We start from the raw sequence: 19,223 nt of genomic DNA, 5'->3' as shown, positions 1-19,223 counted from the left end.
CGGTCACGCGAATCCAGACACGAACCGCCGCTGCCACGGAGTTTCCACCGCCCGGTGAGAATAGTGTTCGCGTACGTAGGTAACCGCGCCCTCAGCGGCAACGCCGTCGAGCACCGCCAGACAAGCCAACGCTGTCCCCGTACGGCCGAATCCACCGCCACACGCGATCTCCACTCGTTCGGTTTCGGATCGCCGCAAGAGTTCCTCCAAGGCACTCCGAAACTCGGAGCGGTCACTTGGCAGCCAGAAGTCGTGCCAGCGTATCCATCGGCTTTCCCACAAGAAGGAAGGCGGTTGACGCGCTTGCGCATACAACCCGAAATCGGGCGATGGCCCTTCCGGTAGCGGGTTACGCAATCCCCGCCCTCGAACCAGCCGTCCCGACGGCAACCGCATTACTCCATCGGCGGCAACATCCCACGAATTCATTCGAGCCCCTGTTCTACACAGTCACAGTTTCATCGTTACATACCGGTGAGTCAAAACCATTGCGCAGGTGGACTATCGGGAGTAAGATCGAATGTACGTTCGACATTACCGGGGGGCAATGATGACGACGGCAGTTTCAGATCACATGGTCAAGCAGTTCCGTTTACTACTCATCGACATGGACAGATCCGTCGACAATGCAGCACGCATCGACCTGCTGCGCGCGCTCGAGGAACTGAAAGCCAGTTGCGCCGGCGCACAAGCAATGCTCGCTGCTGATCTGGACGCTTCCACTCGCAAAGACCGTGGTGAACGCGGCGTTCCCGTTGCACATCAGGGCCGTGGAATCAACGCCCAAGTTGCTCTCGCTCGACGCGAATCAGTCTGGTCAGGCACTCAACACCTGAGCCTTGCCCGCGCATTGAACGACGAGATGCCCTACACGCTCAGGCTCCTGGTCCACGGCGGCATCAGCGAGCAACGCGCCACCATCCTCATGCGCGAAACCGCCTGTCTCACAGCCCAAGATCGTGCCGCCGTGGATCGCGAGTTCTGCTGCGACGCAGATAACCTGGCCGGCTGCGGAGACCAACAATTGACCGCCAGAATCCGCGCCCGCACCGCCGAGGTAGATGCCGAAAGTGTGGTCCGGCGCGCCCGCAAAGCCGTAGGCGACCGACGCGTGACGTCGCGGCCGGCACCGGACACCATGTGCTATCTCAGTGTCCTACTCCCGGTAGCCGAAGGCGTTGCCGTTCACGCCACACTGATGCGAGATGCGGATTCCGTCCTGGCTCACGGAGACGACCGCACGCGCGCTCAGATCATGGCCGATCTCCTCGTCGAGCGAGTCACCGGAATCGGCCGCGCCACGCCCACTCCCATCACTGTAAATCTTGTTATTTCCGACCAGACACTCTTCGGTGATGCCACGGACCCCGCGCACGTCAACGGTTACGGACCCATCCCCGCGGGTATTGCCCGACAATGGATTGCACAGTCCGGCAGGGACTCTCAATCCATCGCTCACATCCGTAAGCTCTATGCCCAACCCACGACGGGAGAGCTGACAGCCATGGAATCCAAGTCCAGAATCTTCCCGAAGGGACTGGCGCAGTTGATCGATCTCCGCGATCGAAGCTGTCGCACTCCATGGTGCGATGCACCCGTTCGGCATCGAGACCACATTCGCGACCACCAGAGGGGCGGCGCAACCAGTGCAGAAAATGGTGCAGGATTGTGCGCGGCATGCAATTACGCCAAACAGGGCTTGGACTGGTACGCCGAAACCGACGATCACGCACCCGGTACCAGGCACTCTTTCACCACGACTACACCGACCGGTCACCGGTACTCGTCAGTGGCGCCGCCACTCCCGATACCGTGGGCCGGCCCCGAGGCTGCTTAAGCCCGAAGCCTCTCACGGTTGAGACAGATCTGGGCGAGGTCATCAAGGGGCACGCCAAGTACATCGGCGAGCGCGGCAATCGTGACAAACGCCGGTGTCGGCATGCGCCCGGTCTCGATCTTGCGCAACGTTTCCGGCGAAATTCCGGCGGCCTCCGCCACATCGACGAGCGTGCGCTCGCCCCGAGCTTGACGCAGGTACGCGCCCAACTGGCGACCTAGTGCAATCTGCGCGGGAGTGAGCGGAAGACGAACCATGGGAACAGCATACCAACCTGCAGTGGTATTTTAATACCAAACCTTGAAAGGAATCCCCGATGGTGGAACTGAAGACCGACCGTGAGATCGAAGCAATGCGCGTCACCGGCGCATTCATTGCCGAACTACTCACCGACCTCGCTTCGCGCGCCAAGCCTGGAGTCAATCTCCTGGACCTCGAGCACCGCGCCCGCGACCTGATCGAAGAACGCGGCGCCGTGTCCTGCTACTGGGACTACTCACCGTCCTTCGGGCGCGGACCGTTCCGCAACGTCATCTGCCTGTCTGTCAACGACGCAGTGCTGCACGGACTTCCGCACGACTACGTGCTCCAGGACGGCGATCTGCTGACCATGGACATCGCTGTCTCCATCGACGGATGGGTCGCCGACTCGGCACGCAGTCTCGTCGTCGGTGTTCCCCGTGCCGAGGACCAGCGCCTCATCGAAGCTACCGAACGTGCGCTCGCGGCAGCTATCGCAGTCGCCCGTCCAGGCAATCGCCTCGGCGACATCTCCGCTGCGATCGGCGGCGTCGCAGCTGATTACGGCTACCCGGTCAACACCGAATTCGGTGGCCACGGACTCGGCCGCACGATGCACGAAGATCCGCACATCCCCAACACCGGACGCGCAGGTCGTGGCATGAAACTGCGACGCGGGCTGACCATCGCGATCGAACCGTGGTTCGCCCTCACCACTGACAAGATCGTCTTCGACGACGACGGATGGACCATCCGCTCAGCCGACGGATCGCGCACAGCGCACAGTGAACACACCATTGCCGTCACCGACGGTGATGCACTCGTGCTGACCGCCTAGGCGCCGCGGTGAGCCAGTGCGTTGACGAACACACCGGAGATTTCCGACGGATCACGGGCGATGTAGGTGGACCCACCGGTGACGCGTGAAATGTCCGCCAGCGCAGCCGCATCGGCGTCGTCGGTAATTCCGATAGTCACGATGATCACCGGTCGCGCCGGATCCTGTTCCCGTTCGAGCACGTCGAGCAATTGCTCGCGCGTGATGCTGTCGGGATCCTCGTTGGCGCCGTCGGTCAGAATGATCACGCTGTTGACGGCGCGCGGGTCGTACGATTCCTGAACTTTCCGAAATGCCGCGAGCGTGGTGTCGTAGAGGCCCGTTGCGCCGCGCTTGAGTTGTGTCAGCTTCTTGGTCTGCTCGGCCATGAGTGCTCGCTGCGATATTCCGCCAACCATGGTGTCGTAGCGGCGAATCGGAACCAGTTCCTGGTAGTCCTGCGTTCCGTTCATGCCCTGGGAGAATGCCCAGAGTCCGGCGGCAACGCTGTCCGGGAACACCTGGTTGCCGGTGAGTGCGGCAGCTGTCGTGAGGTCCATGCGGGTCTTCCCACCGGCGGCCGGGAAATCCATCGACGACGACACGTCGATGGCGACGAGGGTGCGGATCGGTTTGGCCAACAACGCCCAGGCTCCGAGGGTCTTGTCGAGTGCGGCTTGGTCCGGCACCGGCAGGGCCTGAACGGCCCCGATACCGCCGGCAACCTGCCCCTCACCGGACTGGTCACGAAAACCGTTGCGGGCCAGGATTTCCTGCGCCTCATCGCTGGCGAACACCGTGGCGAGAACTTTGGCTTTCTGCGCCGCGGCATAGTGGCGATCCGGCGCCGAGGCACTCACCGCCAACGGATAGTCCATCAGCACGGTTCCGGTGGACGGTACCGTGGCACTGATGGCCGCGTTCGCGAACTGGGAGACCTGCTGTTCGGTTGACACCCCGACCTTGCCGGTACTGACAAGTTCGGTCAGCATCTTCGCACCGACAGGTTGGTCCTCAGCGCGCACGCTTTCGGCCTGAGCGTGCGGGACCAGCGCGGTACGTACCGAATCCGCGCTGCTCCCGCTCTCGGCAAGTGCAGCCTGGATCGGGGCGGACGCGATTCCGGTGGACAGCGGATTACCGAGCGCAAGATCCGGCACTTCGAGCACCGACAGCCAATCGGCAAACTCCTCGCCGCCGGATGCCAACACCACGGGAGACGTCGCGATGGAACCACCGGCTGCGGCAACCGGACCGGCGGCGGTGAGCGCCGCCTTGCTTATCCACGAAGTGGAGTCCGGAATCCACAGATCCGGTGCGTCGGCGCCCTTCCCCAGTCGCCCGACCACGTCGCCCGGCAATGCTGCTTCGACCACGACGTGCATGCAGTCCGTCTGCTCAGGGGTCGTTCCGGCCAACACCTCGGATACCGACGACGCGATGGACGGGTCTGCTGCCAGGGTGAACTCGTCGACACTGTCGCAGGTATCGGGTTGCACGGCCTTGAACACGACAATTCCGGTGGCAACGAGCGCCAGCGCAACCATCCCGCCGACTGCGTAAAAACCGAATGATCGCCCGCTGTCAGCGCTCGAATGCCGTCCGCCCGCCATGAAACCTGTCCCTCCGATGCCAGTTGCGCACGCAACTGGAGCAAGTCTTACCGGCGGGTAGTGTAGCGAAAAACACAGAAAAACCAACCAAACAAGATTATTCAGGCAGCAACAAGCGCTTTTGCACCTTGCCCATCGCGTTCCGCGGCAGTGTGTCGACAAACCGAATTTCGCGCGGGCGTTTATGCGCGGACAACTCCGCACCCACCAGATCCACGAGGTCCGCTTCGGTGACCTCCGGTGCTGACGCCCGCCGGACAACCCACGCCACAATCCGCTGGCCCAGGTCCGGATCGGGAACACCGACCACCGCGACCTCGGCTACGGAGGGGTGCCCCAGGATGGCCGTCTCGATCTCGCCCGCACCCACCCGGAAGCCGCCCGACTTGATCAGATCGATGGATTCACGCCCCACGATGCGATGGAATCCGCCCTCGTCGATGACAGCGACGTCACCGGTCTTGAAGAACCCGTCGTCGGTCCACGATTCGGCAGTGGCATCGGGGCGATTGAGGTAGCCGTCGAACAGCATGGGCCCACGAACCTGAAGGCCGCCGATGCTCTCACCGTCGTGAGGCACGTCGTTACCGGCCTCGTCGCGCAACCGCGTCTCGACGCCGCGCACTGGTACACCCACCCAGCCTGGCCGACGCTCGCCGTCCGCGCGGGTACTCAGGGTCAACATGGTTTCGCTCATCCCGTACCGCTCGATGGGCGCGTGGCCGGTGAGCGCACGTAACTTCTCGAACACCGGAACGGGCAGCGGTGCACTTCCGGACACGAGCAACCGGGCCGACGCCAACGCCTGTGCCGACGCCTCGTCGTCGGCAATTCGCGACCACACCGTCGGCACCCCGAAGTAGAGCGAGCCGCCGGCCTCCGCATAGGCCTGCGGCGTCGGCTTCACCGTGTGGATCAGCCGACTGCCCACCCGCAGTGGTCCGAGCACGCCCAGAATCAGTCCGTGGACGTGGAACAAGGGCAACCCCTGCACAACGGTGTCTCGATGCGTCCACTGCCAAGCCTCGGTCAATGCGTCGAGACCTGCGGCAATTGCCTGCCGGCTCAGCAGCACGCCCTTCGGCGGTCCGGTCGTTCCCGAGGTGTAGAGGACGAATGCAGTGGACTGCGGCGCCGGTTCGGGGTAGCTGTGCCACGAGCGGGCGTGCAGGCGAACCGGAACCACCGGCAGGCCGACGCACAATTCGTCGGTTTCCCCCAGCCACGCCTGGGCGCCGGAGTCCTTCAGTATGTGTTCGCGCTCAGCTGTTCCCGAATCCGGCGGCACAGGAACGACGGTGACACCGGCGATCAATGCTCCGACTACTGCCAGAATGGTCTTTGCCGTGGGAGTCGCCAGCACCGCGACGCGCTCGGCCTGCGCAACCCGCTCCGCCACCGAAGTCGCAGCGCCGAGAATATGGCTGCGCGAGAGAACCGTATCCCCGATGGTGATCGCGTCGTCGACGTCGTCGCCGCGGGCAATGGCAAGGGGATTCAGTGATCGAAGCAGCATTTTGACAGCATCTCACAACACCGGGAACCCACTGCGCCGCAGCATCGATGTCGGGACACAACCGAACGCAGGAAAAACGCGAGATTTGCCGGCCGCTCTGCGAGTCTGCGCATGAAGTACGGGTACCACGCGGAACCGTACGGAACATACGTCCGGACATGCTGTCCGGACGCAACCAGCCGTGCTTGCTCCGGTTCCCTGATACCGAACAACATCTGGTACTCGAATCGGTCGACGTCCCGACCCGTGCGCGCCGCTGCCGCGATCACCACAGGATCATGTGACGCCACCATCGGGTATCCCGTTCCCCTGCACAGGATATCGAGACACCGAAGATACGACGCCGTCACGTCCTCGCGGCGGATATACGCCACCGCCTCGGACTCGTTGTACGCGCCCTTGCACAGACGGATCCTCGCGTCCGCGAAGGCCAGGCAATCCGATTCGGTGCGCCGCAGGTAGGCCTGCAGAACAATACCCAGCCACGGAAAATCGACGCGCAATGATCGTACGGTCGCGAGCGTCGCATCGGTGGTGGTGTGATCCTCTGCGTCCACGGTCACCCATACTCCGGCGGACTGCGCTGCCGCGCAAATGGTTCGGGCGTTCTCGGCGGCGATCTCGGGACTCAATCCTGCGCCCAACGACGACAGTTTCACCGACACCTCGATCCGCGGTACCGGACCGAGTGGGCCGGGGAATCTCCCCAAGTCCTCGATCAGTGACAGGTATTCACAGACGGTTGCCTGCGCCGACGCGCCATCCGTGACGTTCTCCCCCAGAAAATCGACCGAGACATACCGGCCGTTGTCGAGCAATCGGCTCACTACCGCTATCGCGTCGCTGCGCTCGCTGCCGGCAACAAACCGGTTCACCACCTGGCGACTGAGCGGAGCCCTGGTAATCGCATGCTCGCATCGAGGAGAGCGCGCGGCCGCCAGGATGACCGGGCGTAGTGAATTGGTGAGCGCAGCAGACGGTTTCACGTCTCGCTTCCCATGTGCGGATATCGGTAGTCCGTCGGAGCGACAAAGGTTTCCTTGACCGTGCGCGCCGACACCCAGCGCAGCAGGTTGATGGGTGAACCCGCCTTGTCGTTGGTGCCGGATCCGCGAGCACCACCGAAAGGCTGTTGTCCCACTACTGCCCCGCTCGGCTTGTCGTTGACGTAGAAATTGCCGGCGGTGAAACGCAATACACCGGTGGCCTGAGCCACCGCCGCTCGATCGGTGGCAAAAATCGATCCGGTCAACGCGTAAGGCGTCGCAGCATCCACCTCGTCCAGGATCTGGGCGAAGGAATCGTCGTCGTAGACGTGGATCGAGAGGATCGGACCGAAATACTCGTGTGTCATGGCCTCGTCACGTGGATCGTCCACCAGCAGAACCGTCGGCCGAACGAAGTATCCGACGCTGTCGTCGGCCTTGCCTCCGACAGCGATCTTGATCCCGGCGGTGGCCCCCGCGCGCTCGATTGCCGCCGCACTCTTGTCGAACGCGCGACGGTCGATGACGGCGCCGCCGAAGTTCTCGAGATCGCTGACGTCGCCGTAGCTGATTGCGTCGACCTGCCCGAGAAAGCCGTCTCGCATCGACGCCCACAGGCTTCGAGGGATGTAGGCACGTGAGGCCGCCGAACACTTCTGGCCTTGATATTCGTAGGCACCTCGGATCAGGGCCGTCGTGAGGATTTCCGGGTCCGCCGAAGAATGCGCGACAACAAAGTCCTTGCCCCCGGTCTCGCCGACCAGACGCGGATAACCTACATATCTGTCGATATTTGCACCGACCTGCGCCCACAGCCATTTGAACGTTCGAGTCGAACCCGTGAAATGAATTCCCGCGAGGCGCCGATCCTGCAGTGCCACTGCGGAAATATCCGGGCCGTCTCCGGTCACCAAGTTGATCACGCCAGGAGGCAGGCCCGCTTCCTCGAGAACCTTCAATGTCAGATAAGCCGCGACGCTTTGTGTCGGTGACGGCTTCCAGAGAACTGTGTTGCCCATCAGCGCCGGGGCGGTCGGAAGATTGCCGGCGATCGCCGTGAAGTTGAACGGCGTGATCGCGTAGACGAACCCTTCGAGCGGCCGGTAGTCCAGGCGATTCCAGACCCCCGAAGACGACTGTGGTTGCTCCGCCAGGATCTGACGCGCGAAGTGCACGTTGAATCGCCAGAAGTCCACCAACTCACAAGGCGCGTCAATCTCGGCCTGCTGCACGGACTTCGACTGCCCCAGCATCGTGGCCGCCGCGATCCGCTCACGCCACGGGCCGGACAACAGATCGGCAGCTCTCAGAAGCACGGCGGCTCGGTCGTCGAACGACAGCTCGCGCCACCCCGGCGCTGCTGCCGAGGCGGCCTCGATCGCCCGGGCGGCGTCTTCCCCGGTACCGTTGCGAAACGTGCCGAGGACGTGCGAGTGCCGGTGCGGTTCGACAACATCGACCGGCGCACCCGCACCACGCACCTCTATTCCACCGAAAACGTGCGGAATCTCGAGGTGGTCGTCGCACAGACTTCGAAGCGCCGATCGGAGCTTTGCTCGCTCGGGGCTACCCGGCGCGTAGGAATGAACCGGCTCGTTGGCCGGAATCGGTACCGCGGTAACGCCGTCCATGTCGACCTCCGTAACCGAAAACGCCTACCTTCAGTATCTCCCCTGGAATGCCCTCGATAGTGTGCGAATACACCCGCAGCGCTCGAATCGAAGGATGGCTCATGACCACACTGAACGACCTGCTCACGAAAATCGGTTCACAGACCATCGAGATCATCGACCTCACCGCCCCCTTGAGTTCCACCACCCCGGTCCTGTCGCTGCCCGAGCCCTTTGCCAACACCATCCCCGCCCGTCTTGAACCCGTCAGCAATTTCGACGACGCCGGCCCCATGTGGAGCTGGAACAATCTGCACACCGGGGAGCACACCGGCACCCACCTCGATGCACCGACTCACTGGGTGAGCGGCCGCGACGGCCTGAGCGTCGATCAGATCCCGCCGAACCGGCTGATCGGCCCCATCGCCGTCATCGACGTCACCGCCGAGGTCGAGAAGAACGCGGACTTCGTTCTCGAACCCGAGCACATCGAAGCCTGGGAAGCCCAGAACGGGCCACTGCCCGAGGGCGCCTGGTTGATCCTGCGCACCGGATGGGGTTCGCGGGTGGGAGACCCGGAGCGCTTTGCCAACGCCGACGCCAACGGTCCACACACCCCGGGGATCTCGTCGGCGGCAGCGAAGTGGCTGGGCGAATCCAGCCCCATCAGTGGTTTCGGCGTAGAGACGGTGGGAATCGATGCGGGCGGTGCCGGGGGTTTCGAGCCGATGTTCCCGGCCCACTATTACCTCTTGGGCAACAACAAGTACGGCCTCACCCAGTTGCTGAATGTCGACAAACTGCCGACGCTCGGCGCTGTGCTCGTTGTTTCGCCTCTACCGATTGTCGGTGGAACCGGCAGCCCGGCCCGGGTCTTTGCTTTGGTCGAGCGCTCGTGACTTCTCCGAACACCGTTGCCGACATCGTCGGACGCACCCTCGCCGAATTGGGCGTCGGGTATGCGTTCGGCGTAGTCGGCAGCGGCAACTTCACCGTCACCAATGCGTTACGGCGGCACGGAGTTCCGTTTGTCGCCGCCCGGCACGAGGGCGGCGCTGCCACCATGGCCGACGCCTACGCTCGCATGTCGGGGACGGTCGCGGTAGTCACTACCCATCAGGGATGTGGTTTGACCAATGCACTGACCGGCATCACCGAAGCAGCCAAGAGCCGCACCCCGTTGATCGTGCTGACGGCCGATACCGCCGGTGCGGCAGTGCAATCCAACTTTGCCATCGACCAGGACAGCCTCGCCCGCAGCGTGGGCGCCGTGGCCGAGCGGGTACACAGTGCGGATTCTGCTGTCGCGGATACCGTCCGAGCGTTCACTACCGCCTGTCGTGAACGACGCACCGTCGTACTGAATCTTCCACTCGATGTGCAAGGCCAGATCGCTACCGGCGCCAACACACCACCCAACGTGCCGGCGCTCCACCGCATTCGGCCGGATGGGACTGCACTCGAGACGTTCCTCGACCTGCTCGCCGCCGCCGACCGCCCAGTTTTTGTTGCCGGACGCGGCGCCCGCGACGCCGGTCCCGAGATCGCGGAACTGGCTCGCCACACCGGCGCACTGGTTGCGACGTCTGCCGTTGCCAACGGTTTGTTCGGTTCGGATCCCTTCGCCCTCGGCATCTCCGGCGGTTTCTCATCCCCTCGATCCGCGGAACTCATCGCCGGCGCCGACCTTGTGGTCGGGTGGGGATGCGCGCTCAACATGTGGACCATGCGCCAGGGGCATCTGATCGGCGAAAACACTACGGTTGTTCAAATCGATCTCGACTCATCCGCACTCGGTGCCCACCGTCCGATCCACCTGGGCATTGTCGGCGACAGCGCGGCCACAGCCACCGACGCCCTGGACGCACTCGACAAGACCCCCGTCCGGGTCGGCTACCGCACCGATGCGGTTCGGGGCTCCATTGCAACGAAATCGAAGTGGAGCCAGGTTCCGTTCGAGGATCTCAGCACCGATCACTCGATCGATCCCCGATTGCTCTCACTCGAACTCGACACCATCCTCCCCACCGAGCGCACAGTGTCCGTGGATTCGGGAAACTTCATGGGATACCCCAGTGCCTACCTGTCGGTGCCGGATCACTTCGGGTTCTGTTTCACACAGGCTTTCCAATCCATCGGATTGGGATTGGCCACCGCCATCGGAACGGCGTTGGCACAGCCGGAACGCCTACCCGTCGCAGCCCTCGGCGACGGCGGCTTCCTGATGGGCATTTCGGAGCTGGAAACCGTTGTGCGCCTGAAACTTCCCATGGTGATCGTGATCTACAACGACGGCGCCTACGGGGCCGAAGTCCATCATTTCACCGACCCGGACATGGACCGCACCACCGTGACCTTTCCGGACACCGATCTCGCGGCCATTGCCCGCGGTTACGGCATCGACGGGGTCACGGTACGCACGACCCAGGACCTCGACGCCGTACGCACCTGGCTGAGCGGGCCACGTGGTGGCCCGCTTGTCATCGACGCCAAGATCAGCAGCGACGGCGGATCCTGGTGGTTAGCCGAAGCCTTCAAAGGACACTGAAGGCAAGGGTCACTAAAGGGGCCGCTAAGGGTTCGACGTCAGCCGCTTTGCCGCAGCGGCAATCCGCTCGTCTGTGGCGGTCAGTGCGATCCGCACGTGCTGACCGCCGGTCGGGCCGTAGAACTCGCCGGGTGCAACCAGGATGCCTCGCTCCGCGAACCAGGCAACCGTGTCTCGACATGCCTCGCCGCGGGTAGCCCACAGATACAGACCGGCCTCGGAATTGTCGACGGTGAATCCGGCGCCGCGCACCGCGTCGAGCAGGACGGTCCGACGCTCACGGTAACGCTCGCGCTGCACGTTCTCGTGCAGATCGTCGCCGAGTGCGGCTTCCATAGCGGCTTGGATAGGCAGTGGCAGAATCATTCCGGCGTGCTTGCGGACTTCGAGAAGTTCCGCGACCAGCGACGGGTCTCCGGTGACAAAACCTGCGCGGTAGCTCGCAAGGTTCGACGTCTTCGACAGTGAATGCACGGCCAGCAGACCGGTCAGGTCGCCGTCGTTGACTCGGGGATCAAGGATGGACAGCGCATCCGATTCCCAGGTCAGACCGAGGTAACACTCGTCGGACACGACTATCGCGCCGCGCTCGCGTGCCCACGCCACCACCTTCTGCAGGTGCTCGAGACCGAGAACCTTGCCGGTGGGGTTGGACGGCGAGTTCACGAAGATCAACGACGCCGATTCGGGACCGAGCTTGTTCAAACCGTCGGCCCGCAAGATCCGTGCGCCGGCGAGCTTCGCGGCAACCTCGTACGTGGGATACGCCAACTCCGGAATGACCACAAGATCATCGCTGCCGAGACCCAGAAGGGTCGGCAGCCACGCGATCATTTCCTTGGTACCGATCGCGGGCAGCACGGCCGCCGGATCGATATCCGGGATGTTGTATCGCCGATCGAGTGACTCGGCGATCGCCTCACGCAGCGAGAGCGTGCCGTGTGTTGTCGGGTAACCAGGGATTTCCGCGACGGAGGCGAGAGCTTCCTGGATGAGCGGGTCCACCGGATCCACCGGAGTGCCCACCGACAAGTTCACGATGCCGTCGGGATGTGCGTGTGCCGTGGCTGTGACATCCGCCAGGGAATCCCAGGGAAAATCGGGAAGCCCGGCGGCCACCGGAGTACGAGACAAGATTTCTATTCCTCACCCATGGGAGGCAGCGCCTTGATGAACGGCGTGTCGTAATCGACTTTACCGAGCTTGGCAGCTCCACCCGGCGAACCGAGGTTGTCGAAGAAATCGACGTTTGCGCTGATGTAGGGGCTCCACTGCTCCGGAACGTCGTCTTCGTAGAAGATCGCTTCGACGGGACAGACAGGTTCACACGCGCCGCAGTCGACACATTCGTCGGGGTGGATGTAGAGCATGCGCCCACCCTCGTAGATGCAGTCGACGGGGCATTCTTCGATACATGCCTTGTCCATCACATCTACACACGGTTCAGCAATCGTGTAGGTCACTGCCTTCTCTCCCTGCCTTCCAGAGGTGCGCCTGCTGCGCGCAAGCGACTTAACACATTTCAGCCTACTGTGGTGGCGTTCCGCGACCGAATCGCGATCCACTTCTCGCCCGCCGATGCAGCCCGGACAAGCGCGCCGCGCTCGCCGAAATAGTCCGCGACCACGCCGATCACCGGAATCTTGCCCATGATCTCGTACGGCTTGGTGCGTAGTGGACGCTTATGCAGTTCGTCACCGATCGCCCGAAAAGTTTGTGCGGTTTGCCACAGCGTTGCGATCAGAGCGAATGGTCGCCATGTCTCGTCTGTGCTGGTGACAGCCTTTTCGGTGAAGTCCTCGGCGTCCAGCAGTTCGCGAGAGCTGACTTCTCGGCGGCACAGAACCGACGCCAGGAGATCAACCTGCTGATCGCGTCCGGTCACGCCGTGCTCGCGGGCGACGGCCACCAGGACAACGGCCTGGTTGGCAAAGGCCAGCAAATCCTGGATCGGGAACCTGTTGAGCAAAACCCCGAAAATTCCGGGGAATGCCACGGCAACCGTGTTGAGGGCGCCCAGTCGGGTGGTCCACCACTTCGATCGCTGCACGTCCGTCATGACGGACCACGCCGCGGTACCGGGGAACTTGATCACGTCCAGAACCCAGGCAACGGCGTCGAGAACTGCCTCGGCCGTGTTGCGCTCGGAATCCGTGGGTTCGAAAGTGCGACGCTTGATGCCGAACGGATCGCTGTACGCGAGGTCGAGGACGGGGTTGATGCCCCAGACCGCTCGATCGAGTACCTCGACAACGCGTCGATCACCCAGGACGTCCGCCATCAGACGGCCACCCCGTCGCGTCGGGCGTGTGTGGTGGTGCGCTCACGAGCCGGCCGACCGATACCTTCGGCGATGGCCCGCAGTTCTGCGACGGTCTTCTCGCTGCCGTGCTCGGATCCGGCCATCCGCGAGATGGTCTCTTCCATCAACGTTCCGCCGAGGTCGTTGGCGCCGCCGTTGAGCATCATCTGCGTTCCGGTGATACCCAGCTTGACCCAGCTGGTCTGGATGTTGGAGATCCGGCCGTGCAGCATGATGCGCGCCAGCGCATGCGCCGCACGGTTGTCGCGGATGGTGGGACCGGGACGCGACGCACCCGCCAGATACAGCGGAGCGCTCTGATGCACGAACGGCAGCAGCACGAATTCCGTGAATCCGCCTGTGCGGTCCTGGATTCCACGCAACACGTTAAGGTGGCCGACCCAGTGGTGCGGCTGATCGACGTGCCCGTACATCATGGTGGAACTCGATCGCAGGCCCACCTCGTGCGCTGTGGTGACCACTTCGATCCACTCCGCCGTCGGCAACTTGCCCTTGGTCAGGATCCAGCGCACCTCGTCGTCGAGGATCTCCGCCGCGGTGCCGGGGATCGTGTCGAGACCGGCCTCGCGCAGCGCCGTGAGCCAGTCGCGGATGCTCTCACCACTGCGTGAGGCACCGTTGACGATTTCCATCGGCGAGAACGCGTGAACGTGCATCGACGGTACCCGCTTCTTGACGGCGCGCACCAGATCGGCGTACCCGGTGACGGGCAGTTCCGGGTCGATACCACCCTGCATGCACACCTCGGTGGCCCCGGCGACGTGCGCCTCCCACGCCCGATCCGCCACTTCCTCGGCGGAGAGCGTGAACGCGTCGGCGTCGCCCTTACGCTGCGCGAATGCGCAGAATCGGCAGCCGGTGTAGCAGATGTTGGTGAAGTTGATGTTTCGGTTCACCACGTAGGTGACGTCTTCGCCGATCGCGTCCTTGCGGAGCGCATCTGCCAGTGCCACAACAGCTTCCAGTCCAGGGCCCTCGGCGGTGGCCAACGCCAGGTACTCGTCGTCCGAACACCGGGCAGGATCACGCTCGGCACTGCGCAGCGCCGCAAGAAGATCCGTGTCGACCCGAACCGGAGCACTCAATTCCAGAACCTGCTCACGCACGGTTTCCCAGTCGCCGAAAGCACTGCCCAGGTCGCTGCGAGTCTCGGTGTTGCGACCGTCGGTGTCGATCTCGGTGTTGAGGTCGACGCGTCCGCTGGACTCCCAGGATTCGTCCGGTTCCTGCCACGGCCGGCCCACCGGCTTGGTGTCAAGTTTGGCCAGTCCCGTCTTCGGATCGGCAAGTGCCTGAACATGACCGGCGATGCGCGGGTCGATCCAGGGAGCACCGGCCAGTACATAGGCGGGCTGCGCGGCGGTACGTTCGGTGAGAGTGAAGCCGCCCTCGGCGCTGATCGCGGCCAGAGTGTCGAGGTTGGGCCACGGGCGTTCGGGATTGACGTGATCCGGAGTCAGGGGCGACACCCCGCCCCAGTCGTCGACGCCCGCGCCGAGAAGCGCCAGGCACTCGCTGTTGGAGACCAGATTCGGCGGGCTCTGGATCCGCATCGACGGACCGAGGAGCAGTCGCGCCACGGCGATCGCGGCCAGGAACTCGTCGAGTGACGCGTCCGGGGAATCACGCATCGCGGTATCGGGCTTGGCCAGGAAGTTCTGGATGATGACTTCCTGAATATGGCCGAAAGCTTTCTGCGACTTACGGATCGCCATGATCGACTCGGCGCGCTCGGCAAAGTTCTCGCCGATACCCACCAGAATGCCGGTGGTGAACGGCACGTTCAGACGACCCGCATCGGTCAGGGTGCGCAACCGGACGGCCGGGTCCTTGTCCGGACTGCCGTAATGGCATTCACCCTTGTCGGTGAACAGCCGGGTAGCGGTGGTCTCGAGCATCATGCCCATCGACGGCGCCACCGGCTTGAGACGCGAGAGTTCCTGCCAGCTCATCACCCCCGGATTCAGGTGCGGAAGAAGGCCGGTTTCCTCGAGGACGCGAATCGACATCGCCCGCAGATAGTCGAGAGTGGAGTCGTATCCGCGTTCGTCGAGCCACTGCTTCGCTTCCGGCCACCGCGCTTCTGGGCGGTCCCCCAACGTGAACAGCGCTTCCTTGCAACCCAATTGCGCGCCCTGACGAGCAATCTCGAGGATCTCGTCGGGTTCGAGGTACATGCCGCGTCCCTCGGCCCGCAACTTGCCGGGGACCGTGACAAACGTGCAGTAGTGGCACTTGTCCTGGCACAGGTGGGTCAGCGGAATGAACACCTTGCGCGAGTACGTCACCGTGTTCGGGCGCCCAGCCGCCAGCAGACCGGCGTCACGAACCTTGGCGGCCGACGCGCAGAGATCCGCAAGATCTGTTCCGCGGGCCTGCAGCAGCGTCGTTGCCTCGTCCACATTCAACGTTGCTCCGTCGCGAGCACGACGCAACACGCGTCTCATAGCCGATGGGCTCGGCGACGCGGCCCCAGTTGCCGACGCAGACAGGCCAGGCATCGGAAGCATGGTGGGTTTGCCGGAGTCATCACCAGTTCGGTTCACCTAGCGATCATGCGCCATACCCGACGACTACTGCCACTCGGTGCCGGAAGTACCAGAACTCAGCTAGGTGGATACTCCTCGTCGATCGCCACTTCACGCCGCTGATCGACAACATCGGCAGCCGGTGCGTCGAGAGGAATATCGGTCAGGTCAGGTTCGTCGGGAGTATTCGGATCTACCGGTGTTGCCTGTTCCAGAGCATCGGACTCCGGTGCCTCCGAGCTGAATGCCGAATCTTGTTCAGTCATCACGTGCTCCCTTCATGGTCGCCACACTCCACCATAGGGTGGTTGTCGACAGATCGCCTCAACTCGACCAAAGTAAGCATCATGACCGCGTCTACCACCATCACCATGGCCGATCCGCTGTGGCGTCCGAGCACCAAAGCACCCCGATTGTGGGCCATTACCGCAGCACTTTTCTGGGCTCCGGTGATCGTCGCCGAAATCGTGTGCGCGATCCTCATCTCCGGCCTGCCGACCTGGGTGGTGGGGGTAGTCGGTGCGGTCACCGTTTTCTGCGCAGCGGTGCACATCCTGATGGTGCCGATGTGGCGTTACCGGGTGCATCGCTGGGAAATCAGCGACACCGCCGTGTACACCCGCACGGGATGGTTCACGCAGGAACGACGCATCGCCCCGATCTCGCGGGTCCAGACCGTCGACACCGAACGTGGCCCCATCGATCGGATGCTGGGACTCGCGACCGTCACCGTGACGACGGCGTCGTCGGCCGGCGCTGTGAGGATCTCCGCCCTCGATCAGGACGTCGCCGACCGTACGGTTGCACAACTGACCGCAATTGCCGGCACCAATTCGAGTGACGCGACATGAGCGAGATCGACAAACTAATGATCGAGATTCCCGACGAAGCGGAGTCCGCGGCCGCCGAAGCCGCGGAGCAGGAACAGCCGTGGCTTCGCCTCGACCGACGGATGCTGCTGGTTCATCCGATCAACGAGGTGGTCAAACTGCTTCCGGTCCTGCTGATCTCGTTCATACTCGGCAGCCAGAGCGGCAACCACTACTGGGGACTCGGCGTTGTCACGCTGCTCGTGATCTACGGCCTCCTCCGGTATTTCACCACCACGTATCGCATCGGCCCCGTCCACGTTCAGCTGCGCACCGGTGTCTTCCAGAAGAAATTGCTCTCGGTGCCGCGCAGTCGCATCCGGTCCGTCGACGTCGAAGCCGGAGTGCTGCACCGCGTGTTGGGATTGTCGATCGTACGAATCGGCACCGGGCAGCGGGCGGGCAACGGCCACGATTCCAACAAGTTCGAGCTGAACGCCCTCTCGAGCGCCCTGGTTCCGGATCTGCGCGCAGCGCTGCTGAGCGAGTCGCGGGGCAAGCCCACGCCCGAGACACCGGCCGCGCCGGTATCTGCCGACGTCGAAATCGGGCACTGGCAGGTGAGCTGGGTTCGGTTTGCACCCTTCTCGTTCACGGGCATCGCGATCATCGCGGCAATTGTCGGCATCGCATTCCAATACGGCATCGGCACTGCAATCGCGAAGTCGTCCGCAGTCACCGGCAGCGTCGAATCGCTCGAAGGTCTGGGTGTCACCGTGCTGGTCATCGTTCTGCTGGTGGCGCTGCTCGTCCTCTCCAGCGCCTTTGCGTGCATTCAGTACCTGATCGCGTTCGGCAACATGACGCTCACCGACAACGGCCGTATCCTGCACGTCAGCCACGGACTGCTCAAAACCAGGGCGACAACCCTGGACCGGGCCAGGCTACGCGGTACGACGCTCAAAGAGCCTCTGCTGCTTCGAATTGCGGGCGGTGCGCGCCTCGACGCGATCATGACGGGAGTGAGTGCGGAGAAGAAGGAATCCTCACTTCTGCTGCCGCAAGGTCCACGGACCGAAGCCGAACGCGTCATGGCAACGGTCATCGGAGACTCGCGGCAGGCGTCCGTCCCGCTCCGCTCCCACGGCGGCGCCGCCCGTCGACGCCGATACACCCGAGCGTTGTTCCCCGCTGTGATCGCTGCAGTGGCGGCCGCGATCTGCACGGGGTTCGGAGTTCACGTGCCCACCTACGTCTGGGTCGGCGTTGTCGTGCTCGCTGCGGGCGGAGCAGGGCTTGCCTACGACCGATACAACGGTCTCGGACACGCGGTACTACCCGGATGGCTCATCACCCGCAGCGGTTCCCTCGACCGCAAGCGGCACAGCCTCGAAGCCGACGGCGTGATCGGCTGGACGGTTCGTGAAACGTTCTTCCAGCGACGCGCCGGCGTTGCCACCGTCATCGCCGCAACACCGGCCGGTACCGGGAGCTACGACGTCATCGACCTGCCCGCCGAGAACGCGTGGGGTCTGATCGAAGCCGTCACGCCCGGAGCGCGCGACGTCTGGGCAAATCCTCGATGATCAACTTTGCCAAGGCACCGAGACGCGAGCGCTCCGGTTGGATGGTGGGGACCCCCAGAAGTTCCAACGGCGCGGCCGTCACCGGGCCGACGCAGTAGGTGGGCACGCTGGTTCGCATCGCGGCGACAAAGCGCTCCAGCTCCCCCATCTCCTTGGCCGTGCTGAGCATCGACGACACAGCCGGGGCGCTGGTGAAAGTAAGTGCGTCGATACTGCCCGATCGCACCGCGGAAACTAGTGCCCGCACCTGCGACTGATCCGGCGGGCGAATCCACCGGTACACCGAGACGGCCGTGACCACGGCGCCGATGTCGGTCAACGACGCACTCAGATCGGTCAGCGGTTCCCATTCGGTGATGATTCCGTGCAGTTGAACAGCCACCCGAACGCCGTCGACGCCCTCGCTCGCCAAGTGAGCCAGGACTTCCTCGGACGATTCACCCGACGGCGACCAGTCCTCACGCAATCCAGCGCCGCGGATCGCTCCCATCGCCTTCGGACCGCGAGCCACGATCCGGGTCCGGCCCAGTGCGCCGAGAAACTGCTCTGTCAGATTCCACGACTCCACCGCCTGCAGCCAACCGCGGAACCCGATCCCCGTGCTGATCACGACGAGTTCCGGCGGATCCGCGATCAACGCCTGCGTCTGAACTCGCAGATCAGCGTCGTCGACCAGAGGAAGCACGTGAATCACCGGGGTCCGGACTGTCTCCGCACCCCGCCGTTCGAGGAGCGTCGCAAATTCTTCCGAGCGACGCTCTGCCGTCAGGGCGATCGTGACGCCCGCAAGATCTAGTTCAGCCACACAGC

At 63.6% G+C, this 19,223-nt stretch carries 18 protein-coding genes; 6 read left to right on the top strand and 12 right to left on the bottom strand.

Annotated features, from left to right (window positions below; all coding sequences use genetic code 11):
• Positions 1-3 precede the first annotated feature (3 nt).
• A complete protein-coding gene (locus ACFRFQ_RS23845) occupies positions 4-429 on the bottom strand; it encodes a protein-tyrosine phosphatase family protein (RefSeq protein ID WP_378663103.1) in 426 nt (141 codons plus the stop codon).
• Positions 430-547: 118 nt separating this feature from the next.
• On the opposite strand from ACFRFQ_RS23845, the gene ACFRFQ_RS23840 reads away from it, so the two are divergent.
• Complete coding sequence (locus tag ACFRFQ_RS23840) at positions 548-1,837, top strand: DUF222 domain-containing protein (RefSeq protein WP_378663101.1); 1,290 nt, start codon at positions 548-550, stop codon at positions 1,835-1,837.
• On the opposite strand, the gene ACFRFQ_RS23835 is transcribed toward ACFRFQ_RS23840, so the two are convergent.
• Positions 1,834-2,094 (bottom strand): helix-turn-helix domain-containing protein, encoded by a 261-nt coding sequence (locus ACFRFQ_RS23835; RefSeq protein ID WP_378663098.1) that lies wholly within the window; start codon positions 2,092-2,094, stop codon positions 1,834-1,836. The two genes, ACFRFQ_RS23840 and ACFRFQ_RS23835, sit on opposite strands and share 4 nt — an antisense overlap.
• Before the next feature lie 59 nt (positions 2,095-2,153).
• On the opposite strand from ACFRFQ_RS23835, the gene map reads away from it, so the two are divergent.
• Positions 2,154-2,915, top strand: coding sequence for a type I methionyl aminopeptidase (map, locus tag ACFRFQ_RS23830; RefSeq protein WP_378663095.1), 762 nt, complete (start codon positions 2,154-2,156; stop codon positions 2,913-2,915).
• Here map and ACFRFQ_RS23825 read toward each other — a convergent pair.
• From ACFRFQ_RS23825 to pruA, 4 genes are all read right to left on the bottom strand, one after another.
• Positions 2,912-4,507, bottom strand: a complete 1,596-nt coding sequence (locus ACFRFQ_RS23825; protein ID WP_378663093.1) for a substrate-binding domain-containing protein — start codon at positions 4,505-4,507, stop codon at positions 2,912-2,914. The two genes, map and ACFRFQ_RS23825, sit on opposite strands and share 4 nt — an antisense overlap.
• 97 nt (positions 4,508-4,604) lie before the next feature.
• A complete protein-coding gene (locus ACFRFQ_RS23820; protein WP_378663090.1) occupies positions 4,605-6,023 on the bottom strand; it encodes an acyl-CoA synthetase in 1,419 nt (472 codons plus the stop codon).
• A complete protein-coding gene (locus tag ACFRFQ_RS23815; RefSeq protein WP_378663087.1) occupies positions 6,005-7,009 on the bottom strand; it encodes a proline dehydrogenase family protein in 1,005 nt (334 codons plus the stop codon). Before ACFRFQ_RS23815 ends, ACFRFQ_RS23820 begins: the two co-directional genes overlap by 19 nt.
• The gene (pruA, locus tag ACFRFQ_RS23810; RefSeq protein WP_378663084.1) at positions 7,006-8,640 is read right to left on the bottom strand and encodes an L-glutamate gamma-semialdehyde dehydrogenase; all 1,635 of its coding nucleotides are present in this window, start codon (positions 8,638-8,640) and stop codon (positions 7,006-7,008) included. The genes ACFRFQ_RS23815 and pruA overlap by 4 nt, the downstream gene beginning before the upstream one ends.
• Positions 8,641-8,741: 101 nt before the next feature.
• Between pruA and ACFRFQ_RS23805 the strand changes: the two genes are divergently transcribed.
• Together ACFRFQ_RS23805 and ACFRFQ_RS23800 are read left to right on the top strand one after the other, a co-directional pair.
• On the top strand, positions 8,742-9,518 hold the full coding sequence (locus tag ACFRFQ_RS23805) for a cyclase family protein (RefSeq protein WP_378663081.1): 777 nt from the start codon (positions 8,742-8,744) through the stop codon (positions 9,516-9,518).
• Complete coding sequence (locus ACFRFQ_RS23800; protein ID WP_378663079.1) at positions 9,515-11,167, top strand: thiamine pyrophosphate-binding protein; 1,653 nt, start codon at positions 9,515-9,517, stop codon at positions 11,165-11,167. Before ACFRFQ_RS23805 ends, ACFRFQ_RS23800 begins: the two co-directional genes overlap by 4 nt.
• A gap of 24 nt (positions 11,168-11,191) precedes the next feature.
• Here ACFRFQ_RS23800 and dapC read toward each other — a convergent pair whose 3' ends face one another.
• From dapC to ACFRFQ_RS23775, 5 genes are all read right to left on the bottom strand, one after another.
• A complete protein-coding gene (dapC, locus tag ACFRFQ_RS23795; protein WP_378663076.1) occupies positions 11,192-12,301 on the bottom strand; it encodes a succinyldiaminopimelate transaminase in 1,110 nt (369 codons plus the stop codon).
• Positions 12,302-12,306: 5 nt separating this feature from the next.
• A complete protein-coding gene (fdxA, locus tag ACFRFQ_RS23790) occupies positions 12,307-12,630 on the bottom strand; it encodes a ferredoxin (protein WP_033234456.1) in 324 nt (107 codons plus the stop codon).
• Between the two features lie 59 nt (positions 12,631-12,689).
• The gene (locus ACFRFQ_RS23785; RefSeq protein WP_378663073.1) at positions 12,690-13,448 is read right to left on the bottom strand and encodes a hypothetical protein; all 759 of its coding nucleotides are present in this window, start codon (positions 13,446-13,448) and stop codon (positions 12,690-12,692) included.
• Positions 13,448-16,000 (bottom strand): bifunctional FO biosynthesis protein CofGH, encoded by a 2,553-nt coding sequence (locus tag ACFRFQ_RS23780; protein ID WP_378663349.1) that lies wholly within the window; start codon positions 15,998-16,000, stop codon positions 13,448-13,450. Before ACFRFQ_RS23780 ends, ACFRFQ_RS23785 begins: the two co-directional genes overlap by 1 nt.
• 95 nt (positions 16,001-16,095) lie before the next feature.
• Positions 16,096-16,284, bottom strand: a complete 189-nt coding sequence (locus ACFRFQ_RS23775; protein WP_033234459.1) for a hypothetical protein — start codon at positions 16,282-16,284, stop codon at positions 16,096-16,098.
• Between the two features lie 81 nt (positions 16,285-16,365).
• Here ACFRFQ_RS23775 and ACFRFQ_RS23770 point away from each other — a divergent pair, with 81 nt between their 5' ends.
• Both ACFRFQ_RS23770 and ACFRFQ_RS23765 read left to right on the top strand, forming a co-directional pair.
• Positions 16,366-16,869, top strand: a complete 504-nt coding sequence (locus ACFRFQ_RS23770) for a PH domain-containing protein (protein ID WP_378663070.1) — start codon at positions 16,366-16,368, stop codon at positions 16,867-16,869.
• On the top strand, positions 16,866-18,413 hold the full coding sequence (locus ACFRFQ_RS23765) for a PH domain-containing protein (protein ID WP_378663068.1): 1,548 nt from the start codon (positions 16,866-16,868) through the stop codon (positions 18,411-18,413). The genes ACFRFQ_RS23770 and ACFRFQ_RS23765 overlap by 4 nt, the downstream gene beginning before the upstream one ends.
• Here ACFRFQ_RS23765 and ACFRFQ_RS23760 read toward each other — a convergent pair.
• Positions 18,373-19,218 (bottom strand): uroporphyrinogen-III synthase, encoded by an 846-nt coding sequence (locus ACFRFQ_RS23760; RefSeq protein WP_378663065.1) that lies wholly within the window; start codon positions 19,216-19,218, stop codon positions 18,373-18,375. The genes ACFRFQ_RS23765 and ACFRFQ_RS23760 overlap by 41 nt on opposite strands.
• Positions 19,219-19,223 lie beyond the last annotated feature (5 nt).

The sequence above is a fragment of the Rhodococcus sp. NPDC056743 genome (genome assembly GCF_042790355.1).
Taxonomy (GTDB): domain Bacteria; phylum Actinomycetota; class Actinomycetes; order Mycobacteriales; family Mycobacteriaceae; genus Rhodococcus_F.
This window is presented reverse-complemented; position numbering and strand designations above follow the sequence as displayed.